This window comes from Serratia grimesii, assembly GCF_900186025.1.
GTDB lineage: Bacteria > Pseudomonadota > Gammaproteobacteria > Enterobacterales > Enterobacteriaceae > Serratia > Serratia grimesii.
This window is the reverse complement of the sequence record NZ_LT883155.1, coordinates 2093020-2107641: the sequence shown is the minus strand read 5'-3', so window position 1 is coordinate 2107641 and position 14622 is coordinate 2093020. Positions and strand designations below refer to the sequence as shown.

The following is a 14622-nucleotide window of genomic DNA, read 5'->3' as shown; positions in this document are numbered from 1 at the left end:
TATAAATATGGAGCATTCAATGGTTACTGCACACGTTTTCATCGCCACCAGTCTGGATGGTTTTATCGCGCGGCAGGATGGCAGCATCGACTGGTTATTGCAACGCGACACATCTGCCGAAGACCATGGCTTTAATGCCTTTATCGCTGACAAAGACATGATCCTGATGGGGAGAGGGACGTATGAAAAAGTACTCACCTTCGATAGCTGGCCTTATGACCTCCCGGTACTCGTACTGTCCAAACAACTGGCCAATGAACCGGTTCCTCTGGCATTGGAAGGAAAAGTCCGGTTTTCCAACCTCACGCCAAAGCATGCGCTTGAGCAGTTGGCTACGCAGAACGTGCATAACGTCTATGTTGATGGCGGGCAATTAATACAGTCCTTTCTGCGCGAGGGGCTGGTTAGCGATATGATGATCACCAAGGTTCCCGTACTGCTTGGTTCAGGCAGGCCTCTGTTTGGCTCACTGCAACATGACATTGATTTAAAATTACTGTCGAGCCGAAGCTTCCCTTCGGGCCTGGTGCAATCCCACTATCAGATATTGCCCCAATGACCCGTCCACGCGGGCGTCCGACCAACGGAAAAGGAGTAACACGGGAGAATATTCTGGATTGCGCTCTTGGCCTGCTGGATGAAAGTGGCGGACAAGGGTTGACGATGCGTGCCCTCGCCACTCGGCTGGGCGTCACGCCGATGAGCCTGTATCACCATATTGGTGATCTGGCCGGGCTGCTGCGAGTTTTGTCCGATCGCGTTTATGCCGAAGCCCTGGAGGGGTTGAGCGAATCGGATGATCCACGGACAGAAATTCGAACATTGCTCACTCGCTATCACCGCGCAGTTGGCTACCATCCCCAACTCACGCTGGCAATCTTTGCCACGCCGGAGGCCTTTGCCGGGGTCACCCGTCAGATTACCGATCGCCTTACGGCCTTGCTGGCTGAAATGACGACAGAGCCTCTACAGTGGCGCGATATTTTGATTGATCATGCCCATGGCAGTGGTTTGGCCCTTGTCGCGGTGCGGGGAGACTCCCTACAGGCGCAGAGTCTGCAAGAACAGTATCTGCAGGCCCTTGATCGTCTGCTGGCCAGCTTGTCATCGCGCCCGTAACACCTTATCCACCAGCCCCCACTCTGCCGCTTCATCGGCACTCATGAAGCGGTCGCGATCAAGTGCACGCTCGACCTCTTCGTAGCTGCGGCCGCAATGTTCGGCGTACAGGCGGATCACGGTATGCTTGGTGCGTTTCATCTCTTCCGCATGAATGAGGATATCCGACGCTTGCCCCTGGAAACCACCCAACGGCTGATGCACATGTAGGCTGGCATTGGGCAGCGCCATGCGATGCCCAGCCTCCCCGGCCATCAGCAGGAAGGAACCCATCGAACGTGCGGTGCCCATACACAGGGTATGCACCGGCGCATTGATGTAATTCATGGTGTCATAAATGGCAAAGCCGCTGGTGATCACCCCACCAGGCGAATTGATGTAAAGGTGAATCGGCTTCTCCGGGTTTTCAGCTTCCAGAAACAGCAACTGGGCGCAGAGCATTTCGGCCACCTGATCGTTAACCTCGCCGTTCAGGAAAACAATACGGTCACGCAACAACCGCGAATAAATATCGAAGGAGCGTTCTCCTTGACTGGTCTGTTCGATCACCATAGGGACGAGCAGCATCGATTCACGCATAGGTGAACTCCTGTTTTCAGATTGGAATGATGAGTTGAGCGTCAGGCGGCGCGCATCAGGTGCCGCCCACTGTCGTTCGCCGCCGTTAGCCGGGCGTCGTCCAACCGGTGAATAACGCGTAACAGACTGCCACCACCCGCGGTGGGGAGTATTTGTAGGGTCACGGTGCTTTCGAAGAACGGTGCCTGGTCATCACGCATCCGGTAACTGATTTCTGTGCCCGGCTTCACCACGACAGGCACAGCATCGGCCAGCACCGCACTCGGTAACCATTGTTCGCGCAATGCAGGGATGCCAATCGCCCGCCAGACTTTCTCTGCCGGTGCATCGAGTTGATATTCCAGCACCAATGGCTGCGGCTTGGTATCAGTCGGATTCATTGATCCATATCCTTAAGCAAAATATTCAGCTTTTCGATGTGGGCTGGCCAGAAGGCACGGTATTTATCCAGCCACTGGGCTATCAGTGCCAGGCCCTGTGGATCCACCTGATAATTGACGAAACGCCCCTGTCGCACCTCCCCCACCAAACCAGCCTGTCGCAGCACCGCCAAGTGCTGCGACATCGCAGATTGGCTGATGAGCATACCTTCGCGCAAGGCACTGGCATTCATGCTGCCCGCAGCCAGTTTTTCGAATATGGAACGGCGGGTTGGATCCGCCAGCGCCTTAAAGATGTCATTTTCATTCATTACTACACATTAGTACTCACTTATCTAACGTGCAAGTTTATAGGGGCAGATAATCACTGACGCTTCAAAGCAAGATACTGACTGGTCGCCAGCCACTGGCCACTGGTCTGCATCAAAAAGCCCATTATGCCTCCCAGGATCAAGGCCTCAACCACCGCCACCCCATTGTCGGAAGAACCAAACATTGCACAGGCCCCCATAAAACTGCCGGGGATAAAACCCAACAGCGGCAAGCGGGCTTGCACACACATGGCAAATGAAATCAAACCGGTCAGAATGCCGCCCAACATGCTGCCAGCCGGTGCCGCTAACAAAATGGCACCGGCCGCCCATAATGCGCCGCTGATATTGGCCGCCATCCCACGCAGCAATCCGCCCAGCCCTTTATGCGGAATGGCAAAATAGGTCGTGCAACCCAAAAAGCCGATCCAGCTTGCCAACTGCAGCGTCTCCGCCAGCCAAGCCCAACAGCCGGATAGCACCCCGGTGCTCAACGCAAGGCAGAACCCCAGTCTGAGAGGACTCATAACGGCACGGTCAAGGCGCCAAGACCGATAAACAACCCGGCGATAGTGGCACTCATCAGGTTGGATAACGTCGCCGCCAATAAAGCGCGCAGGCCCAGGCTAGCAATATCCGAAGCTCGCTCTGGCGCTACTGCGCTGAATGCCCCAACCACCACGGCGATCGAACCAAAATTGGCAAAGCCGCACAGCGCGAAGGAAATCACAGCGATAGTCTTGGGATCCAGCACTGCAACCGTGTCTTTAAGGTAGGTTGAAAAATTTACGTAAGCGACGAATTCATTGATCGCCAGCTTCTGCCCAATCAGACCGCCAACCAATCCTGCGCTGTCCCAGTTAACCCCCATGATGTAAGCCAACGGCGAGAACAGATAACCGAACAGCCTTTCCAGGCTCATGTGTTCCCATCCCAGCAAATCCCCCACACCGCCGATCAGACCATTAATCAGCGCAATTAACGCAACGAACGCCATCACCACGGTGGCAACACCCACCGCAATTTTTAGCCCGAGCATTGCCCCGCTCGCGGCAGCTTCAATAATACTTGCCGGACGTTTTTCACTAAATGACATCTGGCTGAACTCGACCTGCGACACTTCGGTTGCCGGGCTCAGCATCCGCGCGAACAAAATCCCACCGGGGATCGCCATCAATGAGGCCGCCAGTAAATATTCAATCGGTACGCCCAGGCCAGCGTAACCCACCAACATCGATCCGGCGATCGACGCCATTCCACTGCAAATCACGGTAAACAGCTCATTGCGGCTCATCTTGTTAATAAAAGGCTTTAGTACTGCGGGCAGTTCGTTTTGCCCCAAAAAGATGGTGGTCACCGCGGCAAAAGCTTCAACTTTGCTAATCCGTAGCATCTTCTGGAAAACATAACCCAGCAGGTTAATCACCCACCCCATCACACCCAGGTAATAAAGAATAGCGATCAGCGCAGTAATAAAAATAATTGCTGGTAGAACATGGAAAGCGAAAACAAAACCGGCGCCATCAAACAAGACATTCATTTTCGGCCCAACCAAGCCACCAAAAATAAATGCGCTGCCCGCATCGCTGTACGAGATAACTTTATTGACCCCACCGGCAATCGCATTAATCACCCACTTACCGGCGGGGATGTATAACATTATCGCACCGAGTAACACTTGCAGGATTAATGCACTGCCTACGGTTCTCAGACTGATTCTTTTTCGGTTGTTGGAAAAAACAAAAGCAATAAGGAGAAGAATACAGATACCTAAAAGGCTGCGTAATAAGTCCATAAATCCATCCCTTTATACCCGTCATATTTCAAGCCGTGGCGTAAAATCCTGTGGGTATGTAAATTTACCTACCTAAAAGGTGAAAAATGAAAAAGCATTCCCCTCCACCTTTCAGGCTGGCGTTTTTATTTAATATTGTTTATAGGGTAAAACTTAAGGAGTAACGCGTCGTTTTAGGCAGCTTCTTCCTGATAACAGCAAGCGATCTGCGCTGCCAATTTGGCGTTGTTGAACACCAGTTGGATATTGGCAGTCAGGCTGTCGCCACCGGTCAATTCCGCTACCCGAGCCAGTAAAAATGGTGTGCTGTCCTTACCCTGAACGCCCTGTTCAACCGATTCACGCACGGCCCGCTCAATGGCGGCATTAATTTTATCTTCCGGCACCGCATACTGCGCTGGGATCGGGTTGGCAATCACCATGCCCCCCTCCAGGCCCGTCTGCCACTTGGTTGCCATAGCCCGGGCAATCTCCGCCGGAGCATCCAACTGAATACTCACGCTGAAAGGACTGGTGCGACAAAAGAACGCCGGCAACGTTGATGTCTGGTAACCAATCAGCGGTACACCATGCGTTTCAAGGTATTCGGTCGTCAGTCCTAAATCTAAAATGGACTTAGCGCCAGCGCAGATCACCGCAACGTTGGTTCGTGCCAACTCCTGAAGATCCGCTGAGATATCAAAGGTATGTTCTGCACCACGATGCACCCCGCCAATACCACCGGTAGCAAAAACGTGGATACCTGCCATCTCAGCGATAATCATGGTGGAGGCCACCGTGGTCGCACCGTGTTTACCGGCAGCCAGGATAAAAGGCAGATCACGACGGCTCACTTTCGCCACCTTATGGCCTTCTTTGCCCAACAGTTCGATCTCCTCTCGGGTTAACCCCGCTTTCATGCGGCCATTGATAATGGCAATAGTGGCAGGCACCGCGCCGTTATCACGGATCTTTTGTTCAACTTCCAGAGCAGTCTGCGCGTTTTGCGGGTACGGCATACCGTGAGAAATGATGGTCGACTCCAGAGCCACAACCGGGCGCTTATGGGCCAAAGCCTCGGCAACCTCCGGTGAAATATCCAGATAGTCATGGGAAATAAGGGTGTTTTTCATGATTGTAGCTCCAACAGTTTTTGAACGCTGCCATTCGACAGATTAGGGTTATTGGTGAATTCGCAAGAAAGTGTTAATGCCGAGCAGCCCTGTGCAAAACGAATACTGTCTGCCAGCGTCATATCTTCCAGCCAGCAGTGGGCCAGCCCCGCCATCATGGCGTCCCCGGCACCGGTCACATTGACGATGTTGACGGCCAATGGCTGCGACCAGCCGTTTTGCCCATCAATTTCGCTGTAATAAACGCCAGCGGGTCCCATGCTGAGTGCCAGTCGCTGTACCCCTTGTTGATGGAACCATTGGGCCACTGGCGGTGCATCCTGAGGACCGTGAATAGCCATGCCGCTGAGCATCTCGGCTTCGAGGCGGTTAGGTTTGAGCGTATGAATATGCGAGAGCCAACGGCGGATTTTGGGCGCTTTAAATGCCGACACGGTGTCAACGAATACCGGTACGCTGCCGGAATGGCCGAATAACCAGGCCAGTGCGTCCTCCGTAAGATTGCAATCAACCACTAACACACCCGCATGCTGGATCAGATCTTTAGAGGTGGCTAATAATGCCGGCGTGAGTTTTTCGAGGATCCGCATGTCATTAATGGCTACCAGCATTTCGCCACTGTTATCGAGCAAAGAGACATAGGTGGACGTATTTTCACCGTGCAATTTGTGGAAGCCGTCAACATGTACACCCGCCAGTTTTGCCTGTTCAAATAAGGTTTCGCCATAGAAATCGTCACCGACAACGGAAATAAGGTGGCATTCTTGACCTAACAACGCGACATTCTGCGCAATATTTCTGCCCACACCGCCGGGCGTACATTTTATTTTCCCTGGATTAGAATCTTCATAAACTAATTTAGATGAGGAATAGCCACAGACGTCCATATTTGTCGAACCGACGGTCACCACATAACTGTGCTCCGACAAGATATAACCCTTACCTTTTATATATCCTTTATTCATTAAATTCATAATGTGCCCGGCAACACCAGAGCGGCTAATACCTAAAACATCGGCAATTTCCTGCTGTGGGATCAAAGGATCACGTCTCAGAAGATGCAATATCTGTTTTTCTCTGCTGGTCATATTGGACACTTGTTTGTTTTTAAACATGAGTTTGTTTTATAACGACCATGAAAATCAGTAAAGTGAGATTGATATCTTTAGCGAGGATTTGGGAAGGCGATCGTAAGGCGCATGAATAGTGTTTCAGCAGTAATTTTGTGATAAACATCAAATTATAAATGCGGTTTCAGTGATTAAAAACAGCTGAAAATAAACACTGGCCATAACACAGCATTTTATTCTTATAATAATCTTAGAAAAACAAATGGATAGCTCTTTGAGCTTTTAAACCTAACATTTGTTTGGTTGGAAGAGTTTTGTCGGTTTGTGGTGCAGCATGAACAAAAGCCATCCCGCAGAAAAGAGATGGCTTTCACATTTGTACGGAAACCAGAACAGCAGCCTAAAATCTCAGTCGTTATTTACTGCCCCTCAGCAAACGCCGAAGGGCATGGATAATCACAATGACAAGGTACTGCAACCCAGATCCCCACTGAGGTTCTTTTTACCGTCCTGCGACTCAAGCGCAATCTTCGCTAACGGCGTATCCTCATCATAGCGAGCTTGAGCACTCAGACTCTTCGCATAGCGGTTATATTTCCACCAGGCGTAACCGAGGAATATCACCAGCCCACCCACGTTATAAAACACAATGGTCATGATGCTGGCGCCGGTAGGGAATGTTGAGGCGACAAAACCCACAGCAAAAATAACGATCAGCGTGCTGACAATCGCAATCCCCTGCAATCGTGAACCCATTTTGAAGTCACGTTGCACACGGTCGTACTTTAAGCGCAGGTTCAGGTAAGCCAACATAATGAACAGCGGCGGCAACATCGATGCGGCAGCTGTCATATTTATCAACGTATTCATTAATTCCTGCACGCTGTCAGAACCCAGCGTCGGGATCAGCATCAACGGGATCACGATAAAGAATTGCAACCAAGCTGCGCGAGTCGGGACGCCATGCTTATTCAGCCGAATAGTTTTCTCACCGAAGATACCTTTAGGGATCTCGGTAAAGAAGATTTTCACCGGCGCAGCGGTCCACATCAGCAATGAACCGAACATAGCGGTAAAGGAAACCAGACCAACAAAGCGGTTCATCAGCACGACTGGCAGACCAAAGTGCGCCGACAACCCTTCAAATACTTGCACCGTGCCGCCAGTAAAGTGCAAGTCTGCACGGCTTACAAACACGTTAAGCAGTAAGGATGATACGGAATACAGCACGCCGATAACCAGCCCGGAAATGATGATCACTTTCACAAAGGAGCGGCTGCCGCCCTTCACGTCATTCACATATACCGCAACGGACTCTGCCCCACCCGCAGCCTGGAAAATCCATGCGGTAATCCCCAGGAAGGCCCAGTTAAAGTTTGGTGTAATGGCTTCAACCGTGATGGGGTTCGCCGGCTCGATACCGCCAACCACGGCCGCCCCGGCCAGGATGATGTAGGAGAATGTCAGCAACAGCATCAACGAAGATGTCACAGACGTCATCGGCCCTAACAGTTTGGCACCGCTGTTAGAGATATAGGCCGAGAATGCAAACAGGAAGATACTGATGATCGAGGTCGTTAATGGCGTAAAGACATAGTCATAGCCGAGGAACGCGTAAGACGCATAAGCGATTACCCTCGGCAGCAACGCGGTAAAGAAAAACAGATTCACAAACCAATAGGTATAGGCCGTCATAAACGCCCAACGCCCGCCCAGGGCGCTTTTTACCCACGCATACACGCCAGCTTCAGAGTTTTTATTCAGAGAAACGAACTCCGCAATGATCAAACAAAACGGAATAAAATAGATGATGGTCGCCACCAAGAATACCGGTGCCGACGCAATACCAAGCTGGATATTATTATTAATTACGTTATTGAAGCTGAACACTGCCGCGAACGTCATTGCCAGCAACCCGAACTTGCCGATAGTATTTCTATTCGACACAGCCATAGACACTCTCCGAAATATGTAGGGTACTTATACCCGTCGTCTTTCAAGCTGCAGCATTATTGCCAGCAGCTTGAAAGCTATGGGGTTTATTTTTATTCAACTATTTGTTAACGAAATAGCTGTCTTCTATAGTCACTTTTAAAATGACTTTTTTTACCTGGTTACTTTCTTTAAATCGGTGAGCCTGATGGTTATCAAAGATAACGACGTTGCCTTGCCCTACGCGATGTGTTTCACCCTGCCCACTGAAAAACTCACGATCGGTTTCATCCTGATAGGCCACCACCGAAGTCAGCACGCTTTTATCAGCAACTTCGATCGTTTCCTGTCCGGCAAGGTAATAGTGCAGATCAAAATAACGACGATTCCCCTCCAACCAGCCATGCTGCTGGCCTGGGCCAGACGCCAGCCGATAAACCAGTGAATCGCCAACCGAATAAAAAACATTCGGCTCGATACGTTCAATATTGTTAATGGCCTCCATACAGCGCTGCCATTTTTTCCCTGCACGATAAATAAGCTGAAACTCGGCTAATGATTCGATAATAATCATGAGTTCACCTTTTCTGACTGAGCGTTATTACTGACTGGCGCGAAATGATATTCGGCAAGCGTTGCACCATCGGTTTCTTGTTGGTTAAAGGGCACCAGCGTAAAGCCGTAGCTGAATGGCGACAGGTAAACTCGATACGAATCCAGCACCTCTGAACCCCAGGAATTGGAACCCAGCCCCAAAATTTGATCGTCGAGGTTTAACGTCAGGTAGTCGCTTTCTTGCAGTTCGTTAATATGCTGAGCCTGATGCAGCATCTCGGCGCTGTAGGGCCACAGGCTGAAATTGATTGGTCGTCGTGGCTGGATAAAGATCCCGTTGCCGTTGCCATCATGTAGGCTTAGCCAACGTACCTCTTGACGATTGCCGTTATCCTGCGGGAATGGATAGTGCTCAAACAGCTCGCCAACCTGTTGTTGGTAATGGCCGATAAGATTGGCCTTACAGCTATCCGCGTAGTTTTCACCTGGACCGCGACCGTAATACGCCACCTGTTCAAAGCGGCGGCTAAGACCAAAGTCCAAGCCGATTTTTGGAATGACCTGCTGGAAATCGCCATAAGGCGTCCCTGACAGATCCAGACTGACATGACCTTGTGGCGAGATCTGCCATCGGTAACGGCAGCGCATGCCAAAATCAAATACCGGCGGTGCAATCAACGTTTGAACGTCGATCACAATGTCATTGCCCTGCTGTTCCCAATGCAGGCTTCGGAAATGGTGCTGCATGATCTGCAAATGGTTCGGCAACCAGATGCCTTCGTATTCCTGTTTGTGGTTGTCGATGACCGGCTTGAAGAAAGACAGGTGTGGTGCACGTCCCACCACTTCGTCCCCGGCGACTCGCCACGACTGGAGTTCACCGTTCAAGCGCGAGAATGTCAGACTGAAGTTTTCGCCAGTGATAACAACTTGGTGGTTTTCATCTTTGCATTGCAGCGCAGAAGCACGATCGCCCGCCGGTGGTAGGTTGAGTGACGCAGTGGCAGGTTGCAACAAATGCTGATATTGCCCCAACAATTCCCCACTTTCGCTGTAACGGGTTGCGCTGTCTTTATAAACGGCGATATCAATGAAGGTTTCTTGTCTGCCCAGTACCACGTCAGGAAGATGAACCTCTTCGGATTCACCTGGTTGTAAATGAGGCAGTTTAATCTCGTGGCTGGCCAGTTGTTGACCACCGGCCTTAATGCTGACCTTCAGCGTAATATCCGCAAGCGAACTGAACCAATAGCGGTTTTTAACCCGCAGTACCGGCTTCATTTCACCCACGCCACTCACCTCTACCGGGCACAGAACCTGCTTGTATTCACGTAAGCCAGGGCCAGGACGCTGGTCTGGGTAGATCAGTCCATCCATACAGAAGTTGTAGTTATTCGGATAATCGCCGTAATCACCGCCGTACTGATAGCGCTCACGCCCTTGTTCGTCATGGCTCAGTAATCCGTGATCGCACCACTCCCAGATGTAATGCCCCTGAAGACTGGCATGACGGTTAAACACTGACTGATACTCGAACAAGCCGCCCGGTCCGTTCCCCATCGCATGAGCGTATTCACACAGAATGCGTGGTTTGGCATGAGGATATTCACCAAACGCATTCATCATCGCCACGCGGGAATACATGGTGCTGATCACGTCGACCACTTCCGCATCCCGGTCTTCTTCGTAATGCACCAATCGGGTGGCATCGAGTGCCTTACAACGTTTAGCCATAGCGCGGATGTTGCAGCCATAACCCGATTCATTACCCAATGACCAGATGATGATTGAGGGGTGGTTTTTCTGTGCCATCACATGGCGTTCAATACGCTCGACGTAGGCATTTTCCCAACGTGGATCGTCGGTGATACGGCTAATATCACCCACGTTGGCGAAACCGTGGCTTTCCAGATCGGTTTCGGCCATCACAAACAGGCCGTAGATGTCGCACAACTCGTAAAAACGGGGATCGTTCGGGTAATGCGCGGTTCGCACTGAGTTAATGTTGTGCTGTTTCATCAACACAATGTCACGTTCAACCCTTGCCATATCCACGGCACGTCCCTTGCGATGATCGTGATCATGGCGGTTAACACCATGTAGCTTTAGATAACGTCCGTTGACGTAGAATAATCCGTCACGCACGCTGATCTCACGGAATCCCACCCGCTGCGGCACTACTGACAACAGATTTCCGCTGTTGTCATACAGGCTAAGCAGTAATTGGTACAGGTAGGGTTCTTCCGCATTCCACTGCTTCGGCTGACGGACCGGGATCTCAAATCGGCAATCGCTGTGCCCTTCAATATTGAGGTTGTTCACACCCTGTTCGGCAATACACGTTTCACCATCAAAAAGCTGCGCGGTCAGACGGTAACCCGCCGCCACTTTCTGCCCAAGCGTGTGCAGCCCAACGTCTACCGCCAGAATCGCATCGCAATACTGCTCATCGAAGATCGTGATTATCCGGAGATCATGGATGTGCGTCTGTCTCTGGCCGATCAGGTAAACATCGCGAAAAATGCCGGCCATCCACCACATATCCTGATCTTCAATATAGGTGGAGTCGGCCCACTGCATCACACGGACAGACAGCAGGTTGTCGCCTGGCTTCACATGGTCGCTGAGATCAAACTCGGCGGACAGCCGGCTACCTTTGCTGAACCCAATGTAGTGGCCATTGAGATAGACCTCAAAATAGGTTTCCACACCGTCAAACTTGATGATGACCTGCTGATTTTCCCACTCAGCATCCAGCGTGAAATGACGTTGATAGGCGCCAGTCGGGTTATTCGTTGGGACATAAGGTACATCGATCGGGAAGGGATACCCTTCGTCGGTATATTGCAGCTGACCGTGCCCTTCCATTTGCCACATGCCCGGCACGGCAATGTCACCCCATTCTGCCATTGGCTGGCTGTAGAACTCAGCCGGTACCAAATCAGGGTGCTCGAAGTAACGGAACTGCCAACGCCCACTCAGCAGTTGGAAACCCAAACTTGCGTTGCGGTCAAAACGCAATGCCTGTTCGGCATCCTGATAGCTGAAGAAACTCGCTCGTGGTGGTAAGCGATTCTCTGACTGCTTTTCTATGTTTTCCCAATTATTCACGTCACGTCTCCCGACATCTTTCAATGGGAGAACGATAGTAAATATTTAGTAAAAACTACAGATCATATTTACCCAATGCCGACGGGATCACACTAAATTTTAAATATCTTTTTTAATCATGATGTTAATTTTTACTCTGGCGGGTGCCCCTGCGCTACGGCTAACGGCCAGTAACACAGGGGTTGATTACACAACGGTGGTGTCGCGTAGCTGAAGCGAACTGGGAACAAAGATAGATAAAGGGACGGCCCGCTCATCACGAATGCGCTCCGTCAACAAATTGACTGCCTGAGCACCCATGGTTTCTGACGGAATGCGAACCGTTGATAAGGCAGGGAAAATAAAGCGCGCGGTCGGGATATCGTTCACGCTGATCAGCGCAATCTGCCCAGGTACCTGAATCGAATGTTCGTGCAAAGCACGTAATACGCCGATGGCGATAGAGTCGGTTGCTACAAACAGCGCCGGAGGATAATCGGCGTTACCGTCCAGCATCTTCTTGGCACACTGGTAACCCGCTTGGCTGCTAAAATCACCGGTGTAAATATCCTTGGGCTGTACCACACTTTTCAGGCGACCATACTCCACAAACGCCTGCTCGCGTTGATCGGCAAAGGCCGGATCGTCACGCCCACCGATAAACCCAATGCGCGAATAACCCCGTCCGATGAAGTAGTCGATCACCTTTTGGCTGATCTTGAACAAATCAACGTTGACGCAATCGAACTGCGGATCTTCAACCACGCCGTCAACGAATACCACCGGCAATTTTTGTTGGCTTAACTGCTCATACAACGCAGGCTGTGGTCGGCCAATCACCAGCAGGCCATCCGCCACGGGCAACGATTTCTCACCGTTGAAGTCATAGCAAGCCACCAGCGAAACGCCGAGTTTTTCACATTGAGTTTCTATGCCATAACGCATCGCCAGATAGTAGGGATCGTTAATCTCAATGCCCTGTTTATAGGTAAACAACGCAGCGAACGTCAGCCGATGTCCATTGTGACGCTTTGAAGGTTGAACTTTGTATTCAAGACGCTCTGCGGCTTCCAGGATTTTTTGCCGGGTTTGCGCCTTCACGCTTAGAGTGGGATCGTCATTCAGCACCCGCGAAACGGTTGCAACGGACACGTTCGCAGCTTCTGCGATTTCCTTCAGTGTGGCCATAAAGTCTCAATGGATAGACAAAAACGCTAGCTTACCGGGACAGCGCAACCAGGTATACGCCCAGATGATCCTTCCCCCCTTTTCACCCAATGAATTTTACGCTGCATCCAGACAGCCTGCGTAGCCATTCGTCAGGTATATCCCGCCATAAACGTCCTTATAGCACCCTGCCTGGCGGTCAGTGTGTCGTGATGCTACTCGCGAAGATACCGATTTCACCCTTTGTGATCAAGTTAACGATTTACTGATTTAACGATATTTTTTACTAAATATTTTACTAATATACCCTCCGTTTACCGTTCTGATTCAGGCGGTATTTTATCTCTCCCAGGGAAATGGGGCCGACCCACATTGCGTTAGCGGATTGCATTGGCAGGCCCTGCCTGCTGCGCCGTCCAATAACCAAACCAGATGCGTGTCCACATGAAAATAATACTCAATAATAAAATATTACCCGCTTTACTGATAATTCTTCCGTTGAAATTATCGGCTCAGGAAACCGTGGTGCCCGCGGAACATAACGTCCTCCCCCCACCCGAGCTAACACACTCTGGCCCTACCGCCCTGCGTTTTTACGGCGAACTGGGTATTGGCGGCAGCGTCTATTTGAACGGTGAACACCAACATAAATACAGTGACGGTACCTACATCGAAGGTGGACTGGAAATCAAACACGGTCAGTGGTTCGGTCTGATCTACGGCGAAGGTTGGACTGTGCAAGCAGACCACCAGGGCAATGCCTGGACACCGGGCCACAGCTGGGGTGGTTTTGAAGGCGGCATCAACCGTTTCTACGGTGGCTACCGCACCGACGACGGCACCGAAATGATGCTTAGCATACGCAATGACTCCTCACTGGATGATTTGCAATGGTGGGCAGACTTTACCCCGGAATATGGCTATGTGATCCCTAATACCCGGGATCTCGCCTACGCGGCAAAACTGCAAAACCTGACTGGAAAATTCCGCTACAGCGTAACCGCAGCGCCGGAAAGTCGCATTGATGAGAGCAAGGCACTGCTGCACTTTGGCAAATATGACCGCTATTCGGACAAATACACCTACCGCGCAATGATCAACGGTTATACGCAATACGATCTACAAGAAGGCCTGACCTTGCTAAACGGCCTGGAAATAACTGATGGCATGGGGCAACTGTATCTGCTGGGGTTGAAAGGTAACAACCTGGCCGGCCGTATCTGGCATCACACCGGCAAAGGAGATGGCAGCCACCCGGGTACAGAGTCTGGCTTGATGCTAAGTGCCATGGTTGAGGCCACCAAGGGGTTGTATTTCTCAACGGCCTACAGTTATGCCCGCCATCGCCTGGACAATGCACCGGATACCGCCACCTCTTACGCGCAAGTCGGTATTTGGTACGAGTATGCCGGCAGCAAATTCGCCACCGCACTGGACAGTAAGTTTTATATGACCAACGACAGCACCAATGCCAGCAATTCGGTGTTTTTGATGCAGTATTTTTATTGGTAA

General features: G+C 51.0%; 14 protein-coding genes. 3 read left to right on the top strand and 11 right to left on the bottom strand.

Going from position 1 to position 14622, the window contains the following annotated elements; all coding sequences use genetic code 11:
• Positions 1-19 precede the first annotated feature (19 nt).
• Both SGBXF1_RS09990 and SGBXF1_RS09985 read left to right on the top strand, forming a co-directional pair.
• Positions 20-559 (top strand): dihydrofolate reductase family protein, encoded by a 540-nt coding sequence (locus SGBXF1_RS09990; protein ID WP_130380296.1) that lies wholly within the window; start codon positions 20-22, stop codon positions 557-559.
• The gene (locus SGBXF1_RS09985) at positions 556-1119 is read left to right on the top strand and encodes a TetR/AcrR family transcriptional regulator (protein WP_186428298.1); all 564 of its coding nucleotides are present in this window, start codon (positions 556-558) and stop codon (positions 1117-1119) included. The genes SGBXF1_RS09990 and SGBXF1_RS09985 overlap by 4 nt, the downstream gene beginning before the upstream one ends.
• Here SGBXF1_RS09985 and SGBXF1_RS09980 read toward each other — a convergent pair.
• From SGBXF1_RS09980 to ebgR, 11 genes are all read right to left on the bottom strand, one after another.
• Positions 1105-1698, bottom strand: a complete 594-nt coding sequence (locus SGBXF1_RS09980) for an ATP-dependent Clp protease proteolytic subunit (RefSeq protein WP_037420423.1) — start codon at positions 1696-1698, stop codon at positions 1105-1107. The genes SGBXF1_RS09985 and SGBXF1_RS09980 overlap by 15 nt on opposite strands.
• 41 nt (positions 1699-1739) lie before the next feature.
• Complete coding sequence (locus SGBXF1_RS09975) at positions 1740-2078, bottom strand: SRPBCC family protein (RefSeq protein ID WP_186428297.1); 339 nt, start codon at positions 2076-2078, stop codon at positions 1740-1742.
• Entirely contained in the window at positions 2075-2389 is a 315-nt protein-coding gene (locus SGBXF1_RS09970) for an ArsR/SmtB family transcription factor (RefSeq protein WP_186428296.1), read from the bottom strand. Before SGBXF1_RS09970 ends, SGBXF1_RS09975 begins: the two co-directional genes overlap by 4 nt.
• Positions 2390-2442: 53 nt before the next feature.
• Positions 2443-2916, bottom strand: coding sequence for a DUF1097 domain-containing protein (locus SGBXF1_RS09965; protein WP_061807637.1), 474 nt, complete (start codon positions 2914-2916; stop codon positions 2443-2445).
• The gene (locus SGBXF1_RS09960; RefSeq protein ID WP_037420411.1) at positions 2913-4184 is read right to left on the bottom strand and encodes a NupC/NupG family nucleoside CNT transporter; all 1272 of its coding nucleotides are present in this window, start codon (positions 4182-4184) and stop codon (positions 2913-2915) included. The genes SGBXF1_RS09965 and SGBXF1_RS09960 overlap by 4 nt, the downstream gene beginning before the upstream one ends.
• Positions 4185-4357: 173 nt before the next feature.
• Positions 4358-5296, bottom strand: coding sequence for a pseudouridine-5'-phosphate glycosidase (locus tag SGBXF1_RS09955; protein WP_186428295.1), 939 nt, complete (start codon positions 5294-5296; stop codon positions 4358-4360).
• A complete protein-coding gene (locus SGBXF1_RS09950) occupies positions 5293-6384 on the bottom strand; it encodes a PfkB family carbohydrate kinase (protein ID WP_390899939.1) in 1092 nt (363 codons plus the stop codon). The genes SGBXF1_RS09955 and SGBXF1_RS09950 overlap by 4 nt, the downstream gene beginning before the upstream one ends.
• A 438-nt stretch (positions 6385-6822) precedes the next feature.
• A complete protein-coding gene (locus SGBXF1_RS09945) occupies positions 6823-8319 on the bottom strand; it encodes an amino acid permease (protein WP_186428294.1) in 1497 nt (498 codons plus the stop codon).
• Between the two features lie 100 nt (positions 8320-8419).
• Positions 8420-8872 carry a beta-galactosidase subunit beta gene (locus SGBXF1_RS09940; RefSeq protein WP_037420399.1) on the bottom strand — a complete coding sequence of 151 codons (453 nt, stop codon included), beginning with the start codon at positions 8870-8872 and terminating at the stop codon, positions 8420-8422.
• The gene (gene ebgA, locus SGBXF1_RS09935; RefSeq protein ID WP_186428293.1) at positions 8869-11964 is read right to left on the bottom strand and encodes a beta-galactosidase subunit alpha; all 3096 of its coding nucleotides are present in this window, start codon (positions 11962-11964) and stop codon (positions 8869-8871) included. Before ebgA ends, SGBXF1_RS09940 begins: the two co-directional genes overlap by 4 nt.
• Before the next feature lie 186 nt (positions 11965-12150).
• Complete coding sequence (gene ebgR / locus SGBXF1_RS09930) at positions 12151-13131, bottom strand: transcriptional regulator EbgR (protein WP_186428292.1); 981 nt, start codon at positions 13129-13131, stop codon at positions 12151-12153.
• A gap of 423 nt (positions 13132-13554) precedes the next feature.
• On the opposite strand from ebgR, the gene ygjJ reads away from it, so the two are divergent.
• Complete coding sequence (gene ygjJ / locus SGBXF1_RS09925) at positions 13555-14622, top strand: protein YgjJ (protein WP_186428291.1); 1068 nt, start codon at positions 13555-13557, stop codon at positions 14620-14622.

Coding starts and splice junctions, on each gene's coding strand:
- SGBXF1_RS09990 (WP_130380296.1), top strand. CDS start 20: ATGGTTACTGCACACGTTTTCATCGCCACCAGTCTGGATGGTTTTATC.
- SGBXF1_RS09985 (WP_186428298.1), top strand. CDS start 556: ATGACCCGTCCACGCGGGCGTCCGACCAACGGAAAAGGAGTAACACGG.
- SGBXF1_RS09980 (WP_037420423.1), bottom strand. CDS start 1,698: ATGCGTGAATCGATGCTGCTCGTCCCTATGGTGATCGAACAGACCAGT.
- SGBXF1_RS09975 (WP_186428297.1), bottom strand. CDS start 2,078: ATGAATCCGACTGATACCAAGCCGCAGCCATTGGTGCTGGAATATCAA.
- SGBXF1_RS09970 (WP_186428296.1), bottom strand. CDS start 2,389: ATGAATGAAAATGACATCTTTAAGGCGCTGGCGGATCCAACCCGCCGT.
- SGBXF1_RS09965 (WP_061807637.1), bottom strand. CDS start 2,916: ATGAGTCCTCTCAGACTGGGGTTCTGCCTTGCGTTGAGCACCGGGGTG.
- SGBXF1_RS09960 (WP_037420411.1), bottom strand. CDS start 4,184: ATGGACTTATTACGCAGCCTTTTAGGTATCTGTATTCTTCTCCTTATT.
- SGBXF1_RS09955 (WP_186428295.1), bottom strand. CDS start 5,296: ATGAAAAACACCCTTATTTCCCATGACTATCTGGATATTTCACCGGAG.
- SGBXF1_RS09950 (WP_390899939.1), bottom strand. CDS start 6,384: ATGACCAGCAGAGAAAAACAGATATTGCATCTTCTGAGACGTGATCCT.
- SGBXF1_RS09945 (WP_186428294.1), bottom strand. CDS start 8,319: ATGGCTGTGTCGAATAGAAATACTATCGGCAAGTTCGGGTTGCTGGCA.
- SGBXF1_RS09940 (WP_037420399.1), bottom strand. CDS start 8,872: ATGATTATTATCGAATCATTAGCCGAGTTTCAGCTTATTTATCGTGCA.
- ebgR (WP_186428292.1), bottom strand. CDS start 13,131: ATGGCCACACTGAAGGAAATCGCAGAAGCTGCGAACGTGTCCGTTGCA.
- ygjJ (WP_186428291.1), top strand. CDS start 13,555: ATGAAAATAATACTCAATAATAAAATATTACCCGCTTTACTGATAATT.